This window comes from Mycobacterium ostraviense (assembly GCF_002705925.1).
GTDB lineage: Bacteria > Actinomycetota > Actinomycetes > Mycobacteriales > Mycobacteriaceae > Mycobacterium > Mycobacterium ostraviense.
Genome location: NZ_NKRE01000001.1, coordinates 13,547 through 38,969 on the forward strand (window position 1 = coordinate 13,547; position 25,423 = coordinate 38,969).

At 66.6% G+C, this 25,423-nt stretch carries 15 protein-coding genes and 2 pseudogenes; 6 read left to right on the forward strand and 11 right to left on the reverse strand.

From position 1 onward, the window contains the following. Positions 1-14: 14 nt before the first annotated feature. Genes CDN38_RS00085 through CDN38_RS00095 form a run of 3 tightly spaced genes read right to left on the reverse strand, consistent with a single transcriptional unit; the run spans position 15 to position 3,672 of the window. Positions 15-1,283, reverse strand: a complete 1,269-nt coding sequence (locus CDN38_RS00085; RefSeq protein ID WP_075510402.1) for an amidohydrolase family protein — start codon at positions 1,281-1,283, stop codon at positions 15-17. Positions 1,284-1,289: 6 nt separating this feature from the next. Next, positions 1,290-2,063 carry a class II aldolase/adducin family protein gene (locus CDN38_RS00090; RefSeq protein WP_075510401.1) on the reverse strand — a complete coding sequence of 258 codons (774 nt, stop codon included), beginning with the start codon at positions 2,061-2,063 and terminating at the stop codon, positions 1,290-1,292. Next, positions 2,050-3,672 (reverse strand): class I adenylate-forming enzyme family protein, encoded by a 1,623-nt coding sequence (locus CDN38_RS00095; protein WP_075510418.1) that lies wholly within the window; start codon positions 3,670-3,672, stop codon positions 2,050-2,052. The genes CDN38_RS00090 and CDN38_RS00095 overlap by 14 nt, the downstream gene beginning before the upstream one ends. 123 nt (positions 3,673-3,795) lie before the next feature. On the opposite strand from CDN38_RS00095, the gene CDN38_RS00100 reads away from it, so the two are divergent. Further along, positions 3,796-4,317, forward strand: a complete 522-nt coding sequence (locus CDN38_RS00100) for a GNAT family N-acetyltransferase (RefSeq protein ID WP_233027136.1) — start codon at positions 3,796-3,798, stop codon at positions 4,315-4,317. A 19-nt stretch (positions 4,318-4,336) separates the two neighbouring features. On the opposite strand, the gene CDN38_RS00105 is transcribed toward CDN38_RS00100, so the two are convergent. Further along, positions 4,337-6,961: an FHA domain-containing protein gene (locus tag CDN38_RS00105; RefSeq protein WP_075510399.1), complete on the reverse strand. Its 2,625-nt coding sequence runs from the start codon at positions 6,959-6,961 to the stop codon at positions 4,337-4,339. A 278-nt stretch (positions 6,962-7,239) separates the two neighbouring features. On the opposite strand from CDN38_RS00105, the gene CDN38_RS00110 reads away from it, so the two are divergent. Then, positions 7,240-7,545: a hypothetical protein gene (locus tag CDN38_RS00110; RefSeq protein WP_075510398.1), complete on the forward strand. Its 306-nt coding sequence runs from the start codon at positions 7,240-7,242 to the stop codon at positions 7,543-7,545. Between the two features lie 9 nt (positions 7,546-7,554). Here CDN38_RS00110 and CDN38_RS00115 read toward each other — a convergent pair whose 3' ends face one another. Next, positions 7,555-8,985, reverse strand: coding sequence for a serine/threonine-protein kinase (locus tag CDN38_RS00115; RefSeq protein WP_075510397.1), 1,431 nt, complete (start codon positions 8,983-8,985; stop codon positions 7,555-7,557). A 254-nt stretch (positions 8,986-9,239) separates the two neighbouring features. Further along, positions 9,240-10,271 (reverse strand): alpha/beta hydrolase, encoded by a 1,032-nt coding sequence (locus CDN38_RS00120; RefSeq protein ID WP_082277088.1) that lies wholly within the window; start codon positions 10,269-10,271, stop codon positions 9,240-9,242. A 212-nt stretch (positions 10,272-10,483) separates the two neighbouring features. On the opposite strand from CDN38_RS00120, the gene CDN38_RS00125 reads away from it, so the two are divergent. Further along, the gene (locus CDN38_RS00125) at positions 10,484-10,681 is read left to right on the forward strand and encodes a BBE domain-containing protein (RefSeq protein WP_233027066.1); all 198 of its coding nucleotides are present in this window, start codon (positions 10,484-10,486) and stop codon (positions 10,679-10,681) included. Between the two features lie 15 nt (positions 10,682-10,696). On the opposite strand, the gene CDN38_RS00130 is transcribed toward CDN38_RS00125, so the two are convergent. Then, complete coding sequence (locus CDN38_RS00130) at positions 10,697-11,926, reverse strand: NRAMP family divalent metal transporter (RefSeq protein ID WP_408633050.1); 1,230 nt, start codon at positions 11,924-11,926, stop codon at positions 10,697-10,699. A 198-nt stretch (positions 11,927-12,124) separates the two neighbouring features. Here CDN38_RS00130 and CDN38_RS00135 point away from each other — a divergent pair, with 198 nt between their 5' ends. Both CDN38_RS00135 and CDN38_RS00140 read left to right on the forward strand, forming a co-directional pair. Further along, positions 12,125-12,961, forward strand: a complete 837-nt coding sequence (locus CDN38_RS00135; protein ID WP_075510395.1) for an SDR family NAD(P)-dependent oxidoreductase — start codon at positions 12,125-12,127, stop codon at positions 12,959-12,961. Between the two features lie 58 nt (positions 12,962-13,019). Next, positions 13,020-13,517, forward strand: a complete 498-nt coding sequence (locus CDN38_RS00140) for a flavin reductase family protein (RefSeq protein ID WP_075510394.1) — start codon at positions 13,020-13,022, stop codon at positions 13,515-13,517. Positions 13,518-13,527: 10 nt separating this feature from the next. Here the strand turns inward: CDN38_RS00140 and CDN38_RS00145 are convergent, their stop codons facing one another. The 4 genes and pseudogenes from CDN38_RS00145 to CDN38_RS00160 form a co-directional block, all read right to left on the reverse strand. Beyond that, positions 13,528-18,624 (reverse strand): PPE domain-containing protein, encoded by a 5,097-nt coding sequence (locus tag CDN38_RS00145; RefSeq protein WP_082277091.1) that lies wholly within the window; start codon positions 18,622-18,624, stop codon positions 13,528-13,530. Between the two features lie 545 nt (positions 18,625-19,169). Continuing rightward, positions 19,170-20,811 (reverse strand): annotated as a pseudogene (locus CDN38_RS00150) (glycoside hydrolase family 183 protein). 12 nt (positions 20,812-20,823) lie between these two features. Beyond that, a pseudogene (locus CDN38_RS00155) lies at positions 20,824-22,862 on the reverse strand (helix-hairpin-helix domain-containing protein). 84 nt (positions 22,863-22,946) lie between these two features. Further along, on the reverse strand, positions 22,947-23,651 hold the full coding sequence (locus CDN38_RS00160) for a potassium channel family protein (RefSeq protein WP_075510392.1): 705 nt from the start codon (positions 23,649-23,651) through the stop codon (positions 22,947-22,949). Positions 23,652-23,803: 152 nt separating this feature from the next. On the opposite strand from CDN38_RS00160, the gene CDN38_RS00165 reads away from it, so the two are divergent. Continuing rightward, positions 23,804-25,300 carry a potassium/proton antiporter gene (locus tag CDN38_RS00165; RefSeq protein WP_075510391.1) on the forward strand — a complete coding sequence of 499 codons (1,497 nt, stop codon included), beginning with the start codon at positions 23,804-23,806 and terminating at the stop codon, positions 25,298-25,300. The last annotated feature ends 123 nt before the right edge of the window (positions 25,301-25,423 follow it).

The window sequence follows — 25,423 nt, forward strand, 5'->3', positions numbered from 1 at the left end:
CCCGGGACCGGCGGTCAGAATGCGTCAGGGCTGCATTGGATGTCGGCCCGCACCGGGTGACGATACAACCGCGCGGCGTTCTCCCAGGTGACCTTGCGGATCACCGGCTCGGGCAGCCCGCCGATCTGTTCGTAGATTGTTTGTTGGGTGTGCGGCCACGTCGAATCGCAGTGTGGATAGTCGGCTTCCAGCATGACGTTGTCGGCGCCGATGCGGTCGTACTGGACGAACGACGACTTGTCCTCCACCGCGCAGAACCAGAAGTTGCGGGTGAAAACCTCTGCCGGAGTGAGGCTTTCACCCAGAGCCTGCCAAGTGCCATACATCTGGTGATAGCTCAGCATGTGGTCGAGGCGATCCAGCAGTCCTGCGACCCAGCCGATTCCGCCCTCCGACAAACAGATCTTGAGATCGGGGAACCTGCTGGGCAGACCGGAGTACAACCAGTCGACCGCAGCCGAAATGGCATAGGCGAAAAACAGCACACCCGCGACATCCGGCGGCGCGTCGTCGGTGGTGGACGGCGACGAACCCGACGACCCGATATGCAGATTGACCACCGTGCCGGTTTCGGCGCACTCGGCCATCATCGGATCCCAGTGGCCCGAATGGATACTCGGCAACCCCAGCATCGCCGGGTTCTCGGTGAACGTGACCGCGTGAAAGCCACGCTCGGCGTTCTCACGGATCATCGTCGCGCCGAGTTCGGGATCCAGCAGCCAGGGCAACTGGCAGGCGATGATCCGGTCCGGATACGACCCCGCCCACACCTCGAGGTGCCAGTCGTTCCACGCTCGCACCGACGCCAGCGCCAGGTCGCGATCCTTGGTCACCTGCTGCAGCCGCTGGCCGGCGAAACCGGGCAAGAACGACGGGAAGTTCAGTGAGGCGTAGACGCCGTTAAGATCCATGTCTTTAATGCGCTCGTGGATATCCCATGCGCCCCTGCGCATCTCGTCAAAGCGCACCGGCTCGAAACCGTACTCGGCCACCGGCCGCCCCACCACGGCGTTGAAGCCGACGTTGGGCAACACCTGGCCGTCGTAGACCCACGCCTGTCCACCCTCGGCAGTGTCCACCACGCGCGGCGCCCGGTCGGCGAACCTTCGGGGCAGACGTCCGGTGAAGGTATCCGGCGGCTCGACGATGTGGTCGTCGACCGAGATCACCGTGTAGTGGCGTCTTGCCCGCGGCGGGTCGGGCAGAAAGGTCACCGACCGGTTCGCACCGGTCTCGGCGGTCGTGAAGTTCGGGTCCGCGGCCAACTCGTCGATCGATTTCATGGTCGTTCAGCTCAGAACTTCTGGATCAGCCTTGATGGTCATCCGCGCGGCGCCGGCCCAGTACACGTCGGCGGCGCGTTCGATAAGCGAGCGTTGCATACCCGCCATGTCCGTCCATTTCATCTGCACGGGTTCCTTGCCGGTGAGCATGACGTCGTAGGCCAGCTTGCATACCCGTTCGATCGACGCCGCGCGGTAGACGGCTTCGGCGAGAGTGCGGCCGGTTGCGATGACGCCGTGGTTGGCCAGAATAGTCAGCTTGGCGTCTCCGATATGCGCTGCGAGATCGGCTGCGCGGGAAGCGCTGTCGACTTCACCATCGTAGGTGTCGACCAGGCACAGGTCGTCGAGGAACAGCGAGCCCGTCTGATGCACCAGGTCGGGCAGCCTGCCCAGCGCGGCCAGTACGCACACGTAGTAGGGGTGGTTGTGAATGACCACCCTTGCGTCATCCCGGACGCGGTGCAGTTCGGTATGGATGTGGATCGCCGGGGTGACATCCCACCGGCCGCGGACCACTTGCGCGTCGGCGTCCACCACGCAGATATCCGACGCGGTGAGCTCCTGCCACCACAATCCCCACGGATTGACCAGCATGTCGCTGTGCCCGTCGGGTTGCCAGGTGATGTGTCCGGCCATGTTTTCGGCGAACCCGATCGCGGCAAGGTGGCGGAAGGCCACGGCCAGCGCCTGCTCATCGGACAGCTCGACCCCGATCGGGGGCATCACGGCCGGCGCCCACACCTCCAGACCGCCCGGGCGTGGCTCAGCAGTGTTCATCATCGACCTCCATCCTGGTGCGAATGTCTTCGCGAAGAGCGCTTTTGGCAACCTTGCCACCCGAGGAACGGGGCAGCTCGTCGACCACGATCAGTCGCTCGGGCAGTAGCTCCTTGGAAAAGCCCAAGCCCAGCAGATGATTCACCAGGTCGGCCAGCTCCAGGGTGCGCGAGCCGACGAGTTCGGCATAGAGGCAGACCTTTTCGCCGAACACCGGATCGGGCATCGCGACCGCTGCGGCCACCGCGATCGCCGGATGAGTCAGCACGGCGTCTTCGACCTGCGCCGCACTGATGTTCTTGCCGCCGCGCACAATGAACTCGGAGATCCGGCCGGTGACCGTCAGGTACCCCTCGGCGTCGATCTCGCAGAGGTCACCCATGCGCATCCACCCGTCGCTGGTGAACAGCTTGTCGTGGTCGGTGCCGTCCAGATAGCCGAGGCTGGTCGCCGGTCCCCGGCAGGCAGGCTGGCCGCGACCCGTCGCGGTGACGTCGCGATCCCCGTCGAAAAGCCGGACCGACATCTCCGGCAGCACCCGTCCAGCGGTCCGCAGCCGGCGTTGCCGCTCATCATCCAACGTGGTCCCGCTGAGCAGCCCGGTCTCGTTGGAGCCGTAGAACTGCAAGATCTTGGCCCCAGTGATTTCCTCGAACTCCGCGGCCGGCCGGTACGGCACCGCCTCACCGCCGGTGAAAACGACACGCAGCGAGCTCAGATCGTAATCCCGGCACCCGGCGTCGGCCATCAGCATCGTCAACTGCGTACTCACACAACACAACACCGTGACCCGGTGGTCGGCTATCGCCTGCGCAGCCGCCCTTGTGGTGAACCGGTCCAGGATCACCGCGGTGGCGCCAAGATGGATCGGAGTCGTATGACTGGTCCAGATCCCGAACCCGAACGGTGTCGCGATGACCGGCAGGAACACGTCGCCAGCGGTCAACAACCCATGGGCGACGGCCTTCAGATGAAAGTAGTGCCAACGGTTTTGGGTATGCACCACACATTTGGGGCGCCCCGTGGTGCCGGAGGTGGAGTTGATCAGGAAGACGTCATCGGGCCCGAGCCGGCAGTCGATGTCCAGCGCCCCGGGTTTGGTCTCGACGCTCAGCGCCGGCGCTCCCCCGCGCCGGCCGAGCACCAGCAACGGCACCGGGTATTGCGCGGCCACACCCGCAGCAGCGTGGCTGCGCAGCCGGTCGCTGATCAGGATTTTCGGCCGGGTATCGCGCACAATCCGCGCGACTTCGCGAGGACCGGCACGCTCGCCGAGCCCGACGACTACGGCCCCGCAGCGCTCGATCGCGACGAACAGCGCGTGGATGGCTGCCGAGTCGCCGTGCCACACCGCCACCCGGTCTCCCCGCGCCACCCCGACGCTCGCCAGTTGTTCGGCCAAAGCCATAGCCGCACAGTGAAATTCATGCCAGGTCAGTGGTCCGCCGGGGTAGTCGACATAGGCGGCCCGGTCGGGTAAGAGCTCGGCGTTTCGACGCACCGCATCAGACAACGTGGTGTCCGACCACCAACCGGCCGCACGGTAACGAGCCGACTCGTCGGCACTGAACGCCGCAGAACCCACGGCATCGAGCCCACCGGCACCCATCACCAAATGATAGGAAAGCAGCGTGGCGTCATCCGAAGCCGCCACGGCGCGAATCCGCCACGCCGCGGCGCTACCCTCAACACATCCCCTCGAGCAAAACCAGCGGGAGCGAGCGTGACGGAGATGCCCGACGGTATCTCGATCCGGCAAGCCGAGCCGGCGGACTACGCGAACGTCGCGCCGATGCACTACCAGAGTTGGCGACTGTCCTACCGGGGAATCGTGATCCCCGAGCTGCTCGATCTCTTCGATTGGCAGACGTGGATCGGTCGGGAATACCCGCTGGCGTTGAGCCGCGCCGGGTGGGCGATGTGGCTTGCCGAGTCGCGCGGCCGCATCGTCGGCGTGAGCATCTTCGGCCCGGAGCCGGGCAATCCCGACCATCTCGAGATCGACGCCCTCTACGTCGCCGCGGGACATGAACGCCGGGGCATCGGCAGTCTCTTGCTCGACCATGCGCTCGGCTCCGAGCCCTCGCATGACGCAGTCCTGTGGTGTGCCGAGATGAACCATCAGGCGCAGCGCTTCTACCAGAAGAAGGGCTTCCAGCCCGACGGGCGCTCCGACCCCTTGACCTTGATACCGGGCGTGCTGGCGGTACCCCAGATAGGTTTCACCCTGCATCGATCCACCGGCCGGGGCTGAGTCGTCCTACCGGTAACAATCAGCCGCGCGGCAGGCGGATCTTCCACCGCACGAAGCCGACGTAGAAAACACTGATCAGAACCAGCATGCCCATGTCGAACCACCACGCGCCGGGCGTGTGCTGCCAGTGCGAATCCTTCGGAGTCAGTGGGCCGGGCACCAACTTGATCAGGTCGACGGTGGAGGCCGATGCCGCGAATCCCCAGCGCGCCGGTGTCGCCCAAGACATCTGGTCGAGGCCGGCACGCCCGGTGACCGGAATCATGCCGCCGGAGAACACCAACTGCGACATGACCGCGACCACGAGCAGCGGCATGATCTGTTCATTGGATTTGGCGATAGCCGACAACGCCAGCCCGAGCATCGCTGAGGCGACACAGGTCAACGCGACGTCGGCGAACAGTTCGAGACCCGGCTTGCCCAGCGCCACCGCACCCTGCGTCGGGCCACCCTTGCCGATTAGCACGATGATCGTGACGATCGCCGACTGAACCACCGCGAACACGGTGTACACACAGATCTTGGCGATCAGGTACGCAGTGGTGGACAGGCCGACCGCCTGTTCTCGCCGGAAAATGGGCCGCTCACCGATGAGGTCGCGGATGGTCAGCGCGGTTCCCATGAAGACGGCGCCGACATTGAGCAACACCAGGATCTGGCCGGGCTCGTTGGGGGCATTGCCCATCGGATTGGGAAACCCGAAGCCGACGTCACCGGGTACCGACATCGACAGCGAACCCATGATGAACGGCAGCAGCGCCAGAAAGACGAAGTAGCCGCGGTCGGAGACGATCAACCGGATCTGCCGCCGCGCGATCGTGGAGAACTGCCGGAACAGGCTGGTGTGCGACGGATCGCCCAGCTCAGCGGGTTGCTCGGCCGGCGGTGGTGGCGGCGGCGGGCCCGTGCGCGACAGATACCGGGCCTGGGCGCCGTCCGGGTCGTCGGCGACCGTGCTGAAGATGTCGGCCCAGTTGGTAGTGCCCATCGCCGGGCCGATCTGGTTGGGCGGCCCGCAGAACGCCGTCTTACCGCCGGGGGCGAGCAGCAGCACCTGATCGCAGACGTCGAGATAGGTCAGCGAATGGGTGACCACCAGCACCACCCGGCCGGCATCGGCCAACTGTCGCAGCATGGTCATGACCTGGCGGTCCAGCGCCGGGTCCAGCCCCGAGGTCGGCTCGTCCAGGATCAGCAACGACGGTCCGGTCAGCAGTTCCAACGCCACCGACGCACGCTTACGCTGACCGCCCGACAGCTTGTCGACCCGGGTCTCGAGATGCTTGGACATCTCGAGTTCCTCGAGTACCCGGGCAACCACCTGTTCCCGGTCTTCCTTGGTGGTGTCGGGCGGCAGCCGCAGCTCGGCGGCATACATCAGCGCTTGTTTGACGGTCAGCTGGCCGTGCACCACGTCGTCCTGCGGGACCATGCCGATCCTGCTGCGCAGCGAGGCGTATTCGGCATGCACGTTGTGGCCCTCGAACGCCACCGTGCCGCTGGTCGGATGCGTGTAGCCGGCCACCAACCGCGCGAAGGTCGACTTGCCTGCGCCGGAGGGACCGATGACGGCCGTGAGCATTCCCGGGCGCGCGGTCAACGAAATGTTGTCCAGCAACGTCTTGTTGTTCTCGATCGTCCACGTCACCCCGCGCACATCCAAACCGCCGGTGCGCGTCTCCAGCAACGTCTCTTCGCGACGCGCCAGCGCGCCGCCGGCGAAAACCAGGTCGATGTTGCCGATCGTGACGACGTCGCCGTCATGCAGCAGCGCCGATTCGACCCGCACCCCGTTGACGAAAGTGCCGTTGATGCTGCGGTTGTCGCGGATCTCGGTGCCCCCGGGCGTCGGGACCAGGGTGGCGTGGTGGCGCGACGCCAGCACCTCGGGGATGACGATGTCGTTGTCGTCGGCCCGACCGATCCGCAGCGAGCCAGGCGGCAACTCCCCCGCCGCTTTGCCGGGCCGCAGGATCTTCATCATCGACGTCGCGATGTTGCCCGTTTCACCGCTGGGACGGACGGTTACCGGAGGTGGCGGACCCGCCGCGGGTGGGCGGTAAATCTGCGGTGCGGCCTGCGGCCCCGACTGCGGTCGGACCGGTTGAGCGCCGGTCGGGTAGTGCGGCGGCGGCCCCGACGGCGGCGCGTGCTGTGGCCCGCCGGGCGGTTGGGCGGGTATCCGGGTGGTCGGCGGTGGCTGCGGTGGCGGTTGGTGCGGCTGCCATTGGGCGCCGGTCTGCGGCGCAGCGTGGGCCGGCCGTGGTCCGCTCGGGACAGGGGGCACCGGCATCGCCGTCGTCGGCGGTGGACGCCCGACAAAACCCTGCTGGCGGCGACCGACCTCGAAGTCCAGCACCGGACCGTCGGGATTGCCGATGTTGACCCGCTGGCCGTCGTGGATATCGACGACCGGTACGCGGCGGTTGTTGACATAGAGGCCGTTGAGGCTGCCGTTGTCGATGGCCATCCAGCGGCCCTGGTCGAAGCGCAGCAACAGGTGCACTCGCGAGATCAGCGGGTCCGCGACACGGACGTCGGCGCGTAGATCACGGCCGATAACGACATCGTGGCCTGCTGCGAAGGTGCGCTCGGCTCCGTTGTATCGCACGGTCAGCACTGGCGGCGCGACTGTTTGGGTCATCGGGACCAACTGTAACGGCAGCAGCGCCAACTGCAGAACAAGACGTGGATGAGTGTTCGTCGCGTGGAATCAGTTCCAACATCGTGCGCTGGCCCGAACGCCCAGGCGACGGAGAGAATCGTCAAGCAGGTCCGGTATCCGCCGTCGAATCCGGCGGCGCGCAGGATGACCTGTGCTCGGTTACCCGAGAACGCGGATAAAATTCGTTGCCCAACCAGTCCCACGCGATCGATTGGGAAAGCCTGGCAAGGTGCCAGCCAGCAGCAAGGAGATTCTCGATGCGTCCCTGGAAGCGGCCCGCGGCCGTGTTAGCGACAGCGGCACTGGCGTTCACTGCCATGCCAGAAGTGTTCGCCATCATGGCGCCGACCGCCCAAGCGAATGCGGATGTCTGCGTCAATGCCGGCCGGCGAGTCTCGGTCAGCGGGTGCGCCAACATTGCCGATGCGGTAGCCCCCTACGTACCGCCGCCGTCGGAATACGCCCCGTTGCCGGAAGACTATCCGCCTCCCCCGCCCCCGGCGCCCAATGTCAACGTCTGCGCTAATGTCGGTCGGCGCATCAGCGTCAGCGGGTGTGTGTAGCCCCGGTCATCAGGGCCAGCCGTTGCTGCGGCGGATCTCCTCGCGGCATTGACGACGGGTCTGGCCCGTCTGCTGCATGCAGATCTGGATCGGCGATTCCTGCTCGGTGGGTAGCGGCGACTCGGTGGGCTCCGCCGTGGCAGTGGCCGTCGGACTCGCGACCGTGCCGGACGTGAGCGACCAGATGGTCGTGTTGGTGCCCTGCAGCGTCGAGCAGTAGGCGGTGGCCCCGGTTTTGGTGACGCCGGTACTGCCCAGCGGTGAACAGACGGCGCCGATGACCACGACGGGTGCCGGGGCTGCCGACGTAGTGGTTTCGGTCTGTGCGGCCGCGGTAGTGGACGGCGTGGTGGTGATAGTCGTGGTAGTGGACGTCGTTGCCGGCGAAGTGGTGGTTGTCGCGGCGGAGCCGGACGTCGTTGCCGACACGGCGCGCTCGTCGTCGGCGCGCTGGAACTCGCGGAGCGCCACCACGATCGCGATGACCAGCAGTATCGCCAGTACCCCGGGGATCAGCACGGCTGGTCGCACCAGCGACCGTTTGGCCGGCGGCACGGGCACCGCGACGGGTCGGGCGATAGTTTCGTCGGCATCGTCACCACCGCCGAGGCGATGGCCGAGCGCCCGGGCGAAGTCGATGCACCGCTGATACCGGTCCTTGGGATCCTTGGCCAGTGCCTTGGCGAACACCGGGTCGAGGTCCGCGAGGGCAGGCAGCCGATCACCGATCGGCGGGGGTGACGCGCTGAGGTGCTGGCTGATCACCACGGCGGGGTTGGAGTGCTGGAACGGTGGGGTGCCGGTGAGCAGGTGGAACGCCGTAGCTGCCAGTGCGTACTGGTCGGCCCGGCCGTCGAGGTCTTGGCCCATCAGCTGTTCGGGCGCTGCGTAGGACACGGTGCCCACGGTCATATTGGTCGCGGTCAGCCCGCTGGCTTCGCCCACCCAACCGGCGATCCCGAAGTCGGCCAACATGATTCGCCGATCTGGGGAGTCTGGCTTGGCGATGAGGATGTTGGCGGGCTTGACGTCGCGGTGCAGCAGCTTGTGTTCATGGGCATAGTCGAGCGCTTCGGCCACCGCAGTGATGATCGCGGTGACCTCGGGGCCCGGCATCCCGTTGGGATACCGCTCACGCAGCAACCGGACGGCGTCCACCCCGTCGACGTAGTCCATGTCGATCCACAACTGGCCGTCGGTTTCGCCGCGGTCGTGCACCGCGACAATATGCGGGTGCCACAGTGAAGCCGCGGCGTCGGCTTCACGGTTGAAGCGTTCCCGGTACTCGGTGTCGGCGGACACCTCCGGCCGGAGTACCTTCAGGGCGTCCTGGCGTGGCAGTCTCGGGTGCCGGGCCAGGTAGACCTCGCCCATCCCGCCGGAGCCCAGCTGTCGGACGATGGTGTAGCCCGCGAACGTCGAACCTTCGGCGAGCGGCATGGCGGCATCGTAGCCCGCCGCGCCGTTGACGGGTCGAAGATCACGGTGTCCGGCCAGTAAGGACCTACCAGCTGTGATCGATCACACGGCTGCTGCGGTGCCCAGCTACCGGTTTATCGCGTTTTCGAGGCCAGGGCGCCGGGTGACCCGGCGTCCATGCGCGGTAGCCCCATGCGTGATAGCGATGCCTTTCCCGACGACGTGCCGCTCGAGACCACGGCCTACGACTGGCCGGCGAAACCCGCTGGGTAACGCTACCCGGCTGCCGCAGCTGGCATGCGCCCCGCGCAACCGGCGGTGACCTCTTTGACAAAATCGCCTAGGTATCGAATGGCCCGCCTGCCTTCCGGCAAGACGTCTGCCGCCAGCGGGAAATCGTGAATTTGGCCGTCCCACAGATGCAGATCACAGCGGATTCCCGCGGCGCTGAGCCGGTTCGCCATGAGCTCCGCGTCGGCCAGTAACAGTTCGTCCGAACTCGCGTGGATGGCGACGGGCGGCAACGGGGATAGGTCGGCGTCCACCGGGGACTCGACCCGACGTGAGGATTTCGGCCGCTCCTGTGGCAGCTGCACCTCGCCCAGATACCGAGCGAACATCGACAGGGCTCCGCAGGTGAACATCGAACATCGGCGTGCGTTGCGGTGGGCGAGCTTGCGGGCCGGATCCGGATCGGTGAAGGGCGAGACGGTGGCGATGCCGGCCGGCTTCGCGAGGTGGCTGCGGATCGCCGACAACGTCGTCATGAACGCTAGGTACCCGCCCGCCGAATCGCCCGCCACCACGACCCGCTCGCCATCGAGGCCTTGATCCTGCAACCAGGAAAGGCCGCTCAACGCGTCCTCGATCGCGTCGGTGATCTGGTGCGACGGCAGCTTGCGGTATCCGACGTTGAGCACACCGGCGTCCGCCGCCTTCGACAGCCGGCACACCAGAGAGCGGTGGGTATTGAGCCCGCAGGTGAGGAAGGCCCCGCCATGCAGGTACAGAATTGCCCGTGTCGGGGAAACGCCCGGCGCTCGAACCCATTCCGCAGTGCAGTGATCGAGGCGTACCGGGTCGATCCTGGCCGACGACCGAAAACGGGGCAGCAAACCCGCTAAGCTGTCGATGTAATCAAATGGCCAGCGCAGATTCGGTTGGATGGCCCAGGCGCGCACCGCGTTCTTAACGATCAACCGGGTGGCAAGTGAGACCGCAATTGATTGCGGACTGTGGCGGTGGTGAATTCGGCGGCCATCCGGCTTCCTCCCCCGTGCGTGCCGGGGATTCTTCATCATGACCATTGCGATCAACTCCTCATGATGGCCAATGGATACCCTGGCCGGTGACCACCAAACTGAGGTACGTGCCTGCACTGCGAGTAGGATTTGTCACGTTTATTCGACACACAACGGGGTATACCCCTACTGCAATGTGTCGGGCGGTTTTGGGTACCAGTTGTGGTGCTCCTGGCCGGCGATAAATGTGCTTCCGCAAATTCGCGAGGACTTTCGGGGTGAGCACACCCGCTATTCCGCTACTACTGGTAGCGGAAGTGGTGATCGACCGCGGCCATATGATGAACCGACGCGGGGCGGGTTCGACCCGTAAGCCAGCGAAAAGGGCGCACTATCAGCGGCTCCGCCAGGTCAAGGCGGCCTACGACCCGCACAACGTGTTCCACATCAACCAGAACATCGTGCCGGCGGGATAACCAGCGCCGGATGACTCACGTCCAGCCGAGGACTTGCGGAACCATGTAAAGCCCGAAGGCGATGACAACCAGGCACAGCGCACGGGTGGTGTACTTGCGTACCCCACTCATGCGCCATTGCTCGGGTAGTGCGCGGGCTTCCAGCACCAGCAGCAGCCCCAGCACGATGGGCAGCAGCAAGGCGTTCATCACTTCGACATCGACCGCCAGATTGACCAGGTCGACGCTGCCCAAGACGAGTGCCGCACCGACGAGGTGAGCAAGGGCGTAGGTGGTGTAGAACTTGGCGGTGGCCCGAGTGGGCCGCTGGTTGAGGGTGTGCTGCCATTCGAAGACCTCCGACAGCCCCCACGCACCGGCCAGCGAAGCGACGATCGCGGCGACCAACGCCGCGCCGAGCATTCCCATACCGAACAGCACGGTACCGCCGAATTCGCCCAGATACGGGGTCAGGGCATTCGCGATCTGCCCGACGGTTTGCAGGGGCGCCGCCTCCTGATGTGTGCCGATGGTGGCCGCGACGGTCAGCACCACCGCAATCATGATCAGTTGGGTCAGCACCGCGCCGGTGGCGGTGTCGTAACGGGCCTGCCGGATCGTGGCCACCGACAGGTGTTTGTCGACCACCGCACCCTGTTGATAGAAGATCATCCAGGGCATGATGACCGCGCCGACGTTGGCCGCGACCAGCAGCAGATAGGACGAGTTGCCCAGCGGCATCGACGACAAGCCGGCCAGCAGCGCGTCCAACTGCGGACGGGCCATCACCATGGCGACCAGAAATGCCAGCTCGGCCGTGCCGATGGCCAGACCGATGCGCTCGACCCGCCGGTAGCTGCCGGTCAGCGCCAACGCCAGCAGCATCACGGTGGCGATCGGGATGCTGACCCAGCGCGAGACACCGAAGAGTTCGCCGACCCCGGCGACCCCGACGAATTCGGTCAGCAACGCCCCGATCGCCGAGGCGAACAGCGTGAACGCCGAGAGCCATGCCCAACCGCGGCCGAATCGCTCTCTGATCAATGCGCCGTGGCCCCGGCCGGTCACGATGCCCAGCCGCACGGTCATCTCCTGAACGACATAGAGGATCGGCATCAGAATTAGTTGCGGCAACACCATCCGATAGCCCCACTGGGCACCGGACTGGGCCGCGGTGATCAGCGAACCCGCGTCGGTGTCGGCCAGCATCACCACCAGGCCCGGCCCCCACACCGCCAGCAGTGCCCACCGCCCGCGGCTGCGCACCGATTTCGGCGACGAACGCTCCTCGGATGCCCTGCTAACCCCAGTCACGGCTCGACTGACCCCTAGATGTGACAGCAAGATTGATGCGCCATACCGGGTCTTGCCGGAGCCGACACCGGCCTGCCGGTACTCCTTCGAAAGACTGCCAGCCAAGGCGGATGAACGACAACTCGCGCGAGTATCCCAAGATGGTTAACCATGAACGACCCAACGCACGGCCGCCCGCTGCTCGCCGACCGGGTGGCGGTGGTGACCGGCGGCGGCGGCGGTATCGGCGCGGCGACCTCGCGGTTGTTCGCCGAACACGGCGCCCGGGTGGTCATCGCCGACATCGACCCCGACCTCGCCGGGCGAACCGCCGAAGAGATCGGCGAATCGGCCTTGGCGGTCGTCACCGATGTCCGCGACGCCGTCCAGGTGAGTGCGCTGGCCCACACCGTGCTCGACCGCTACGGCCGGGCCGACGTGCTGGTCAACAACGTGGGCCACTGGTTGCGTCACCCCGGCAACTTCGTCGACACCGACCCACAGCTGTGGGACGAGCTCTACCGGGTGAACCTGCACCACGTGCTGTTGGCAACTCACGCGTTCCTGCCGGCGATGATCGATCGACATGCCGGCACGATCGTCAATGTGTCATCCGTGGAGGGGCTGCGCGGTTACCCGGAGGATCCGGTGTACGCCGCCTTCAAAGCCGCCGTCATCCACTTCACCCGCAGCCTGGCCGTCCAGGTCGGCCGCCACGGGGTGCGAGTCAACGCGATCGCCCCCGACGTGACGGAATCACTGCAGGTGCCCTATTCGCAGTGGTTGTCCGAGGACGAAAAAACCCAATGGCCGCAATGGGTTCCGGTCGGACGGATGGGTCTACCGCAAGACCAGGCCCGGGTGATCCTCTTCCTGGCCTCCGACCTATCGGCGTTCGTCACCGGCCACACCATCCCGACCGACGGCGGCACCGGCGCGGCCGGCGGATGGTTCCGCTCGGCGCGCCGACCCAACCGGGAATGGACGAATCGCCCCATCGCGCCCTAACGCGCCGGCGCACGCCCCCCGGGGATTCCCATTCGGTGTGAACGGGAAGACTGAGTAGGTGGCCGAACCCGACCTCGAAGCGTTCGACAAGCTGGTGTCCCTACTGAACTACCCGGTGTTCGTCGTCACGGTCGCGGCCGGCGGCGCCCCGTCCGGCTGCCTGGTGGGCTTTGCCAGTCAGGCCAGCATCCATCCCCCGCGATTCCTGGTCGGTCTGTCAGAGCAGAACCACACGTTCCGGGTGGCAGCCGGCGCCACCCATCTGGCGGTGCACCTGTTCGACCGTGAGCATCTCGATGTCGTCAAGCTTTTCGGCAGCCGTAGCGGCGACACAGTCAACAAGTTCGACCGCTGCTCGTGGCATGTCGGCCCAGCGCAGACGCCCATCCTCGACGACGCGGCGGCCTGGTTCGTCGGCAAGATTCTGGATCGATTTCCGCTCGGCGACCACGTGGGGCATCTGCTGGAGCCGGTGGACGGCAGCCCGCCGCACCAACTGGAACAGTGGGTGTCGTTCCGCGACGTTCGCGACCTGCCACCGGGCCACGAGGCCTAAGTTGCGCGGATCAGGCGCCCGGCAGAATGTCCATGAAGGGCCGGATGCTTACTTGGAAGTTACCCGGACCCGCGGTCGCCAAGGTGCCGTCCGCGACGGACACGGCGAGATTGAGGAAGCCGTTGAAGGCTTTGGCACCCGAGCCGATGCCGCCGACGATCGCGAGGTTGGCGCCCGCCAACCCGCCCGCTGGGTCGCCGGCGACAGCGGTGTTGTTGCCTCCCACGACGACCGCGACATTGAGCAACCCGTTGGCGCCGGCGAGGACTCCGTGGTTGTTGTCACCGACCACGGTGGCGACGTTGAGGATGTTGGCCGGGCCGTTGCCGACGGCTTCGACGCCGTTGTTGCCGAAGCCGACGACGGTCGCGACGGTGCCGAGATCGGCAGCGCCCTGCCCGCGGGCCGCGACGTTGATGTTGGAGTCACCGACGGCGGTGGCGATGCTGCCGATATTGAGCCCACCCCCACTGGCCACGACCGCGTTGTGGTCGCCGATGGCGGTCGCGGCGATGGCGATGTTGCCGCCCACGCCTCCGGCCTGGGCCGCCACGTTGGTGTTGCCGTCACCAATTGCCGTGCCCAACGTGGCGATATTGCCGCCGAGCCCCGAAGCGGTGGCCGAGGCCCCGTTGTTGCCGCCAGCGGCGGTCGCCACGGTGGCGATGTTCTCCACGCCGGACGCCGAGGCCGTGGCAGAGTTGCCGCCACCGATGAACGCGGTGGCGACGGTAGCGGTATTGCCCGCGCCGCTGGCGGTGGCCGAGACCGCGTTGCCGTCGGTGATCGTGGTCCCCAGAGTCGCGATATTGCCCCCGATACCCACCGCCCTGGCCACCGCGGCGGTGTTGTTGTTGCCGATCACGGTGGCCAGGGTGGCGATGTTGCCGCCTATCAGACCGCCGGCTTCGGTGACGCCGCCGGTGTTGTTGTCCCCGATCACGGTGCCCAGGGTGGCGATGTTCTCCACGCCGAAGGTGCTGACTTTCATCTCGTTGCCGCTGCCGATCACGGTGGCGACGGTGGGGATATTGCCCACGCCGGTCGCCCCGGCCGTGGCGATGTTGTTGTCGCCGAACGCATTGGCCAAGGTGGCGATATTGGCGCCGATTCCCCCGGCCGCGGCGCTGACCTGGGTGTTGCCGTTGCCGATTGCGGTGGCGACGGTGGCGATGTTGCCGCCCACGCCGGTCGCGCTGGCGGCGACCCCATTGCTGTCGCCGCCCGAGGTCGCAAAGGTGGCGATGTTTTCCAGACCGAACACGGTGACTTCAGCGGAGCCCTTGTCGCCGATGGCGGTGGCAACGCTGGCGATGTTGCCGGAGCCGGTCGCACTGGCTGCGACCGTGGTGTTGCCGTCACCGATCACCGTGCCCAGGGTGGCGATGTTGCCGCCGATGCCCACGGCCTTGGCGCCCGTGGTGCTGTTGCCGCTGCCGAACACCGTGGCCAGGGTGGCGATATTGCCGCCGGCTCCACCGGACTCGGCGGCTACCGTGCCGTTGCCGTCGCCCCACGAGGTCGCCACGGTCGCAATGTTCTCCACGCCGAACGCGTTGGCAACCAGCCCGCTGCCGCTCCCGATACCGGTGGCGACGGTCGCGATATTGCCCAGCCCGGTCGCGCTGACCTGGGCCGTGTTGTTGTCACCGAACACGTTCGCCAGGGTGGCGATGTTGCCGCCGCCGCCGCCGGCCGAGGCACTGACCTGGCTGTTGCCGTCGCCGATCGCGGTGGCGATGGTCGCCAGATTGGCGCCGATGCCGGGCGTGCTGGCCGCGACCCCGTTGTTGTCACCGATTGCGGTCGCGATGGTGAAGTCGTTCTCCACGCCGAAGGCCGAGACTTTGGCGGTATTGCCACTGCCGATGACGGTGGCGACGTTGGCGGTGTTGCCCAAGCCGATCGAGCTGACATCGATCTTGTTGTTGTCCCCGAAGGCGCTGGCCAGGGTGGCGACGTTGCCGCCGCCGCCACCCGCCTCGGCGCTGACCTGGCTGTTGCCGTCGCCGATCGCGGTGGCGATGGTCGCCAGATTGGCGCCGATGCCGGGCGTGCTGGCCGCGACCCCGTTGTTGTCACCGATTGCGGTCGCGATGGTGAAGTCGTTCTCCACGCCGAAGGCCGAGACTTTGGCGGTATTGCCACTGCCGATGACGGTGGCGACGTTGGCGGTGTTGCCCAAGCCGATCGAGCTGACATCGATCTTGTTGTTGTCGCCGAAGGCGCTGGCCAGGGTGGCGACATTGCCGCCGCCACCGCCGGCCGTGGCGCTGACCTGAGTGTTGCCCTGGCCGATGGCCGTCGCGAAGGTCGCGATGTTGGCGCCGACTCCGGGCGTGCTGGCTGAGACGTTGTTGTTGTCACCGTAGGAGGTGGCCACGGTGGCGATATTTTCCACCCCGAGAGCGCTGGCCGAAGACGTGTTGTTGTTACTGAACAGCACGGTGGACACCGTGGCGATGTTGCCGGCGCCCAGCGCGCTCGCCGAAGCCGAGCTCTTGTCGCCGATCACGGTGGCCACCGAGGCGATATTGCCGCCTCCGGCACCGGACACGGCGCTGACCTGAGTGTTGTCGCTGCCGATGGCGGTGGCGACGGTGGCGATGTTGGCGCCCAGCCCCGGCGCGCCGGCGGCAATTCCGTTGTTGTCACCGATCGCGGTGGCCACCGTGGCGATATTTTCCACGCCGATCACATTGACGTCGGCGGTGTTGTTGTCGCCGATGACGGTGGCGACGCTGGCGATATTGGCCGCACCAAGGGCCTGGTTGGTGACGCTGTTGCCGTCACCGAGTGCAGTAGCCACGGTGGCGATATTGCCGCCGCCGGGGCCGGCTACGGCGTTGACCTGGGTGTTGCCCTGGCCGAGAGCGGTGGCCACGGTGGCGATGTTGCCCCCGATGCCGGGCGCGGAGGCCGAGACATTGCTGCCGTCACCCAGGACGGTAGCCACGGTGGCGATATTCTCCACCCCCAACGCGCTGGCGTCGGCGCTGCTGTTGCTGCTGAACAACACGGTCGCCACGTCGGCGATATTGCCGGCACCCAGGCCGCTGGCCGAGGCCGTGTTGTTGCCCCCGAACAGCACGGTCGCCACCGAGGCGATATTGCCGCCCCCGGCGCCAGACTCGGCGGCAACCTGATTGTTGCCCTGGCCGATACCGATGGCGGTGGCGACGGTGGCGATATTGCCCCCCACGCCAAGCGAATTGGTGGCCGAGACCCCGTTGTTGTCGCCGATCGAGGTGGCCACAGTGGCGATATTTTCCACGCCGAACGAGCTGGCAGACACCGTGTTGTCGTTGCTGAACAATGCGGTGGACACGTTGGCGATATTGCCGGCACCGAACGCGCTTGCCGTGACCTTGTTGCCGTTACCGAACGACGTCGCGACGGTAGCGATATTGCCGCCGGCCCCGCCGGCGTCGGCGCTGACTTGGCTGTTGTCGTTGCCGAATGCGGTGGCGACGTTGGCGATATTGCCGCCGACGCCCACGCCGCTGGCTCCGACCGCATTGTTGTTACCGGCCGTGGTGGCCACCGTGGCGATATTGTCTACGCCGATCGCTTTCGCGGTAGCCGAGTTGCCATTGCCCAGCGCGGTGGCCACGTTGGCGATATTGCCCGCACCGAGCGCGCTTGCCGCCACGTTCGGGGCGTTGTTGCCGAACGCGGTAGCCACCGTGCCGATATTGCCCGTGCCGGTGGCGTCGGCCGTCACCGAGCTGTTGCCATTGCCGCCCGCGGTGGCCACCGTCCCGATGTTCTCCGCACCGAACGAGTTGGCTTTGACCACGTTGTTGTCGCCGAACAACGCGGTGGCCGCGGTGAGGGTGTGCGCACCGGTCGCGCTGGCGGCAACCGTGTTGCCGTCCCCGACGAACACGGTGGCGGCGGTGCCGAGATTGCCACCCACGCCGGTCGCGGTGGCCGCGACGGAGTTGTTGTTGCCGAAGGCGCTGGCGAGAACGATCTCATTGAGGCCCGCGCCGCCCGCCTGGGCCAGGACCGTGTTGTTGCCGCTGCCGGCGACGGTGGCCACCACGGCGTTGTTCTCCACGCCGAACGCGTTGGCAGCGACCCCGGAATTATTGCTGCCGAACACGGCCGCCACGATGCCGGTGTTTTCCACACCGTTGACGACGGCCGAGACGTCGGTGTTGTTGTTGCCGAACACCGCCGCCACGGTGGCGTTGTTCTCCACACCATTGGCGATGGCGGTAACCGTGTTGTCGCTGCCGAACGCGGCAGCCACGGTGCCGATATTGCTGACGCCGATGGAACTGGCCCTGATCGTGTTGTTGTTTCCGAACGCGAGAGCGCCGGTGCCGAGGTTGACTCCGCCGGTGGCGCTGGTTGAGCTGTTGCTGCCAAACGAGCCGGCAACGTTCAGGACGCCGCCGGTGGCCTCGGCGGTGCTGTCGCTACCGAAGGCAAGAGCGATGTCGGTCACGCCGGCATTGGCCGTGCTGTTCGCCCCGGAGGCGACGGCCAGGCCGCCAAAGGTCGAGTTGGCGTTCGCGGTGCCGCTCTGCACCAGCTGCAGCCCGAAGATGGAGATACTGAAGTCCGTTGCGGCCGGCAGCGCCAGCTCCTGCTGCAACGGCGCCAGCTGTGCCGCCGCCGCCGACACACCGGTGTGGTAGGCCGACATCACGGCCACATCGGCGGCCCACATCTCCTCGTACAAGCCCTCGGTCGCCGCTATCGCAGGTGAGTTCTGGCCGAACAGGTTCGAGATCACCAGCGCCACCAGATCGTTGCGGTTGGCCGCCACCAGGGCCGGATGGACGATCGCCGCCTGTGCGGCCTCGAACACCGCCGCGACCGTGGTGGCCTGCCCGGCCGTCCCTGCCGCTGAAGCTGCCGCCGCGCTCAACCAGCTCGCGTAGGGGGCCGCCGCGGCCGCCATCGCCGCCGAGGCTGGGCCCTGCCACGCCCCGCGCGCCAGTCCAGCTGTGACCGAGGTGAACGACGACGCCGCGGCCTGTAACTCGTCGGCCAGACTTCCCCACGCCGCCGCTGCCTCCAACATCGGTTGGACCCCGGCGCCGGCAAACATCCGTAGCGAGTTGATCTCCGGCGGCAACACGGAAAAGTTCATCGGATCCATCCGTTCCTACTCGGCGGGCTTTGCGCCGGCCGCCTCACCGTGAACGCCGTCGCGACTTACCGGCTGTCCCTGACCAGCTGCCCGCGCCCGGTGCAGAATACGGCGGGTGGCCCCGTCCCATCGCGCCACCTCCCGCCACGAGAACCAGGTCACCGACCGGTCATCGAAAAGCTGGCAGCAAAAACATATCCGGCTTTGACGCGCAGTATCTGCGTTTGCCCGAAATACCGTCGTCAGTCCTAAAACTCCCGGGCACCACGGCCGTCACGACACCGGCCAAAAATTCTATTGGCGGCGGTGAAGGCGACGATAACGATTCACCGCAACGGCTTTCGATACGATCGAAGATATTCCGGCGCTCGGGAAGTAGGGAAATGGCCGCTCCCACGTCGCGGGCCACGCCGCCGACCGGGTACCACCCCGGTTCACTCCCCACCGGGTGGTCTCGCCGCGAAACCGGGACAGGCTTGTCGACGGCTTCCGCGCAACCGCAGGTCTTTGCCCTTCTTGTCCCCGCGCGCAGGGCTATTCCTGGGCTACCCCAGCACGGTGTGCATCAACATCACGTTGTAGGCCGACCACAGCGACAGGTTGAAGTACACGTCTTTACCGGTCGACCAGGGATGCATCATCGGCGCGTAGATGCCGCCGGGCATCTGCCAGGACGACACGAGCATTTGCTCGGGGCTCCACGGGCCCTGCGGAGCCGGCGCCGTGCGCGCCACGACGTCGTTCATACCGTTGGTGTACATCACCAAATATTGCTTCAGATAAGTGTTGTATTGAGCCGACATTTCGCCCACCGGTCCCGGGATAACCGGCGTCGCGGCATCCGGTTTGTTCGGTACCCAGGAATTCGAGTCACCGTTCCAGTATTGGTATTTGCTCAGATCCGGCACGAACTGCTGGGGAACTCGTGCTACATACGCCGAACCGCCGCGTCCCGGTGGGGTGCCGAGCGAGTACAGGTAGCCGTCGTTGGCCTTGACGAAAGCCCCCATCTGGAAGTTTTCGTTGCCGGGCACAGACCTGGCTCGTCCGGTGTCGGGCCCGGAGGCGCGGATGGTGCCGGGATAGACCCCCCAGTTCTGGCCGTTGTCCTTGGACACCGCGATGCCCGAGTAGTTGGTGGTCCATTCACCGTCGCGGCCCCAATCCCTGATGGACATGAAGTTGATGTATTGGGTTTTCCCTATGGATATCCCGGAGGTCGGAATGATTCCGGTCTCGTTGGGCGCCCACTTGATGCTGCTGATGATCTGCTTGGAAAAGCCCGGTTGACGCACCGGCGAACCGGAATACCGGTTGGCGGCGTCGCCGGGCGCGACGCGAATTCCGTCGCCCAGGTCACGGTCCTGACTGCGGAACAGCGTGTTGTACCGCCACTGGTGTTCGTTGACCGCGCAATAGCCGAAGGTGTCACCGAAGGCCATGAGTACCTGGTGGTTGGCGGGATCGCCGTTGTCCCAAAGGATTCCGAGGTCGGTTCCGGAAATGCCGAATTGTTCGAGAGTCTTGTTGGGGCTGTCGGGTCCGGTCACCCACTCGGCAAGCGACGTCGTGGCACCCCCGAGTGCGGCGCCAGGATCGGGTGCGCCGGGCGCCGGCACCGGCGCCGCATTGGGGGCCAACTGGGTGGCATTGGGAGACGGGTTGCCCGGGTTGGGCGGAGCGGGCGGGGGGACCGCCGCCTGGTGCGGCGGAGTCGCCGCTTGCTGCTGTATCGGCGCGGATCGAGGACCCGGATTCATCAACCTCGACAGGGGCCCCAACCTGGGCAACGGCGCCCGGTCGTTCGCACCACGAGGCCTCGGCCCCCTCGTCATCGGGCCGAGCGTCGTGCCGCCCGGGTTGGTCACGATGGCGTTGGGAGGCGGCGGGGCGTTGGCGGCGTCCCCGCTGCACGGCACCGCCGTTGCTGCCGGCGCCAGGCCCACCGCACTGATGAGTCCCAATACGGCCGCCGACGCCACCGATACCGACACGACTCGATGAATCGCCGACATGTCACAACCTTCCAGGGGCACAAACGTCGGATTGACGTCCGCAGTTGGCTGATGTGACGATAGTGATTCATGTGGCCTTTGTGATCACTGATCCACGATAGGTATGCGTCTGTGACCGTGTCGCAACGCAATTCGCGCCCCGCCTAATACACCCCCGGCCAGCACGCAGCATCGAGAACAGGTGCTACTTCCCGAAGCCCGCGTCCCGCAACGCGCGGGCCATAGAGTTGGCCGGCTGACGGCAGAAGTTCTTGCCATGAGCCGAGTTTCGCCGCTCCGGTCGGCTCACCGGCTGGCGTTGCGGATCGTCGTTGAGACGCAGGCTCAGTCCGATCCGCCGGCGTTCCACGTCGACATCGACGACCTTCACCCGTACCACCTGTCCGGACCGTACGAGCCGCAGTGATCTCAAAGCGCCTGCATCGCCGATGATTTCGGCCAGCGAGACACCCGCTCGATCGAGAATGCGGCGCACGACCGGGTATGCCTCGGGATGAACACCGGACGCGTCCAGCGGGTCGTCGCCGTCGCGAATCCGCAGAAACCCGGCACATTGCTCAAACGCTTTGGGCCCTAAGCGAGGAACGTCCAGCAGCGCCCGGCGACTGGTGAACGGACCGGCCGCGTCACGATAGGCGACGATCGCTTCGGCCAAGGATTCCGATATCCCGGAGACCCGCGCCAGCAGCGGAACCGATGCCGTGTTCAGGTCGACGCCCACCGCGTTCACCGCGTCCTCGACCACAGCGCCGAGGCTGCGGGCCAAAACCGCCGGGGTCACGTCATGCTGGTACTGCCCCACCCCGATCGACTTCGGGTCGATTTTGACCAACTAGGCCAGCGGATCCTGTAGCCGCCGCGCTATCGACACCGCTCCGCGCAGCGTCACATCGAGCTCGGGCAGCTCATGGGCAGCATAGGCCGAGGCCGAATACACCGATGCGCCGGCCTCGCTCACCATCGCCTTGGTGGGCACCGGGGCCCCGACGGCGCGGATGTCGCTGATGAGTTCGGCTGCCAGCGTGTCGGTCTCACGCGAGGCGGTGCCGTTGCCGACGGCGATCAATTCGACGCCGTGACGCGCCACCAGCGCGGCCAAGGTTGCCTTGGCCAAATCCCATTGCCGTTGCGGCTGATGCGGGTAGATCGCACAGGTGTCCAGCACCTTGCCGGTCGGGTCGACCACGGCAACCTTGACACCCGTCCGGAAGCCGGGATCCAGGCCGAGAGTCGTGCGCGCTCCAGCCGGGGCGGCGAGAAGCAGATGGGTCAGGTTTTTGGCGAACACCGCGACGGCCTGTTGTTCCGCGCGTTGCCGCAGTCGGATCCGGGCGTCCACGGCGGCTGACGACATCAGCCTGGTGCGCCAGGCGAATCTCACCGTCGCGGCCAGCCACGGCGTCGCGGCCGTCTGCGCCGACAGGTCCACGCCAAGGCTGGCGGCGACCATCGCTTCGTAACCGTCGTCCGAGCCGCCGTCGAAGGTCAGGGCAAGGATCTTTTCCTTCTCGCCACGCAGCACGGCCAGCACCCGGTGTGACGGCACATCGTCTGCAGCGTCTCGGAGAACTCGAAGTAGTCATGAAAGTTCTGTGCCGCAGCACTTTTGGTGACGTCTTCCGACCACGGCGCGCTACCCAGCGAACCTTGCGCCCAGAATTTCTCCCGGATCGCGCCGACCAGCTCGGCGTCCTCGGCGGCTCGCTCGACCATGATGTGCCGGGCGCCGTCCAGCGCGGCAGCGACATCGGCGACATCAGCGACATCAGCGCACACGTAGGCCGCGGCCGTAGCCTCCGGAACCAGGGCCGGGTCGGACAGTAGTCGATCGGCCAGCGGCTCGAGCCCTGCTTCGCGGGCGATCTGCGCCTTGGTCCGACGCTTCGGTTTGTAGGGCAGGTAGATGTCTTCGACACGAGACTTGGTGTCGGCGCTGAGCAGCGCCGCCCTCAGCTCGTCGGTCAGCTTCCCCTGTTCCTGGATCGATGTCAGCACCGCTGCCCGGCATTCGTCGAGCTCCCGCAGGTACAGCAAACGCTCGGCCAGGGTTCGCAGCTGCCCGTCGTCGAGACCTCCGGTGGCCTCCTTGCGGTACCGGGCGATGAACGGGACCGTGGCGCCGCCGTCGAGCAACCGGACCGCGGCGGCCACGTGGGCCTCCTCGACGGCCAGTTCCTCAGCTAGCCGGGCGGTTACGGATTTGATTGCGGTGCTTGGATTCACGCGCAGGAACCCTACCGAATGGTCCGGACACCGCTCGGGCAACCGGGCACGGCGCGTCGCAGGCGTGCCTCCCCCGCCGATCCCTCAGGCCGACGGTGGCCGGCCCGGCCGGGTGGAGGCACGTGCGGGTGCCGCGCTGTACATGGCCGCCCACACCGAACGTTCCAGGAAGCTGTCGGCGATGAACAGCATCTCGTCGCCGGCCCGGAGCACGTCGTCGGGCTGCGGAACTTTGACCGCGTCACCCCGCAGCACGGTGACCAAAGCGGTGTTGGCCGGTAGGTCAAGCTCGCACACCCTCCTTCCCACCAGCGGATTGTCTTCGGGCAGCGTCAGTTTCGTCAAAGCCGCCCGGCCCTCGCGCAACACCATCATGCGCACCAGGTGACCGACGTCGATGGCGCCCTCGACACCGGCGATCATGGCGCCCGGCGTCGAGACCGCCACATCGATGCCCCAGGCGCGGCCGAACAGCCACTCGTTGCGCAGGTCGTTGATCCGCGCCACCACCCGGGGCACCCCGAACTCGATTTTGGCCAGCAGACCCACCACCAGATTGGCCTTGTCGTCTCCGGTGGCGGCGATCAGCACGTCGCACGTCTGCACCCCCGCCTCGTGCATCGTCGACAGTTCGCAGGCGTCGGCATGCAACCAATCCGCGCCTGGAACCGTATGTGGTTCAAAGTTGTTCCGTTGCCGTTCGATCAACAAGACCTTGTGACCGCGATCCAGCAATTCCTGCGCGACCGAACGGCCGACCTTGCCCGCGCCGGCAATCACGATCCGCATTTTTCCCGTCGCCACCCAGCCATCTTGTCTCATCGGCCGTCAGGCTTCGGACTGTGCCGCCGACAGCGGGCCGTCGCGTACTGATTTACTGGCAGCACGCCGCCTCGCGCGCCGCGCCACCGCCGCCGAGATCACATCTGGACGGAAACCAAATGAGCTTGCAGCAGCTGTATCTGGCTTTGTTGATCGGTGGCCTCGTGCTGCTGGCCAGCATTGTGGGTACCCGGTTGGCGACGCGGGTGGGATTTCCCAGCATGCTGCTCTTCTTGCTGGTCGGCGTCGCCGTCGGTGAGGACGGGCTGGGGCTGAAGTTCGACGACGTCCAGCTGGCCAGGAACGTGGGTACCGCGGCGCTGGCCCTGATTCTCGTCGAAGGCGGATTGACCACCCGATTCACCGACATCCGCACGGTGCTGGGACCCGCGGCAACATTGGCCACCGCCGGAGTCCTCATCAGCATGGCGGTGACGGCCGTTGGCGCGCACCTGCTGCTGCGCGTCGACTGGCAGGTGGCCCTGTTGCTCGGAGCCATCGTCTCCTCCACCGACGCCGCAGCGGTGTTCTCGGTCCTGCGGGTGCTGCCGCTGCCGCGGCGTGTCGCCGGACTGCTCGAGGCCGAATCCGGGTTCAACGATGCACCCGCGGTGATCCTGGTGCTGATGTTCAGTGCGGTGCCCTTCGCCGTCGAGCCCGGGACTGCGATCGCCGATCTGCTGTTCGAGCTCGTCGCCGGCTCCGCGGTGGGAGTGACGATCGGCTACCTGGGTGCCTTCGCGCTGCGACGTATCGCGCTGCCCGCCTCCGGCCTGTACCCGATCGCGATGTTCGGGTTGGGTCTGGTCGCGTTCGCGGCCGCCGGCGCAAGCCACGCCAGCGGATTCATAGCCGCCTATCTGTCCGCGGTGGTGTTGGCCAACTCGGGCCTGCCGCACCGGTCGGCGACCCGGTCGTTCGCCGAGGGCGTCGGCTGGCTGGCGCAGATCGGGCTGTTCGTGTTGCTCGGACTGCTGGTGGACCCTAGCGACGTGGCCCACGACGTGGTGGCCACGATCGTCGTCGGACTGCTCTTGCTGCTGATCGCCCGGCCCCTGTCGGTGGTGGCGTCGCTGGCAGCGTTCCGCATCCCGTGGCACGACCAGGTCTTCCTGTCGTGGGCGGGTCTGCGGGGCGCGGTGCCGATCGTGCTGGCCACCTTTCCGGTCGTCGCGGGCGTCCCGGACAGTTATCGCCTGCTCAACATCGTCTTCATGCTGGTCGTGGTATTCACCCTGGTGCAGGGCCCGAGCCTGCGCCCGATCGCGCATCGGCTGGGACTGATTTCCCGCGAAGCAACCCGCGAGATCCAGGTGGAAGCGGCGCCGCTGGACGTGCTCGACGCGGAGCTGCTGACGATGACCGTGCAGCCGCCGTCACGCCTGCACAACGTCACCGTCCTGGAGCTGCGGCTGCCCGACCCGGCCGTGATCACCCTGATCATCCGCAACGGCCACACCTTCGTCCCGCTGCCCGACACGCGGATCCAGCGCGGCGACGAACTACTGATCGTCACCACCTCCAACACGCGGGCCGCGGCCGAGGCAAGACTTCGCGCCGTGAGCCGGCGGGGCAAACTCGCCTACTGGTTCGACGAGTACGGCGAACCCGACTGACGCCCTGCAGGCGTCGGCGGCGAAACCGACCCGGAGCTCGCCCGCGCCGCTAGCAACGCCGCCAGGAAGCACCCCAGCGCTGTCCACCCCTCGACACCGCCGAGCCCGTTCTTGGCCAGCGCA

Excerpts from the sequence above, each read along its gene's own strand:
- CDN38_RS00085 (WP_075510402.1), bottom strand. The coding sequence starts at position 1,283 with ATGAAATCGATCGACGAGTTGGCCGCGGACCCGAACTTCACGACCGCC.
- CDN38_RS00090 (WP_075510401.1), bottom strand. The coding sequence starts at position 2,063 with ATGAACACTGCTGAGCCACGCCCGGGCGGTCTGGAGGTGTGGGCGCCG.
- CDN38_RS00095 (WP_075510418.1), bottom strand. The coding sequence starts at position 3,672 with ATGGGTGCCGGTGGGCTCGATGCCGTGGGTTCTGCGGCGTTCAGTGCC.
- CDN38_RS00100 (WP_233027136.1), top strand. The coding sequence starts at position 3,796 with ATGCCCGACGGTATCTCGATCCGGCAAGCCGAGCCGGCGGACTACGCG.
- CDN38_RS00105 (WP_075510399.1), bottom strand. The coding sequence starts at position 6,961 with ATGACCCAAACAGTCGCGCCGCCAGTGCTGACCGTGCGATACAACGGA.
- CDN38_RS00110 (WP_075510398.1), top strand. The coding sequence starts at position 7,240 with ATGCGTCCCTGGAAGCGGCCCGCGGCCGTGTTAGCGACAGCGGCACTG.
- CDN38_RS00115 (WP_075510397.1), bottom strand. The coding sequence starts at position 8,985 with ATGCCGCTCGCCGAAGGTTCGACGTTCGCGGGCTACACCATCGTCCGA.
- CDN38_RS00120 (WP_082277088.1), bottom strand. The coding sequence starts at position 10,271 with ATGGTCATGATGAAGAATCCCCGGCACGCACGGGGGAGGAAGCCGGAT.
- CDN38_RS00135 (WP_075510395.1), top strand. The coding sequence starts at position 12,125 with ATGAACGACCCAACGCACGGCCGCCCGCTGCTCGCCGACCGGGTGGCG.
- CDN38_RS00145 (WP_082277091.1), bottom strand. The coding sequence starts at position 18,624 with ATGAACTTTTCCGTGTTGCCGCCGGAGATCAACTCGCTACGGATGTTT.
- CDN38_RS00160 (WP_075510392.1), bottom strand. The coding sequence starts at position 23,651 with ATGCGGATCGTGATTGCCGGCGCGGGCAAGGTCGGCCGTTCGGTCGCG.
- CDN38_RS00165 (WP_075510391.1), top strand. The coding sequence starts at position 23,804 with ATGAGCTTGCAGCAGCTGTATCTGGCTTTGTTGATCGGTGGCCTCGTG.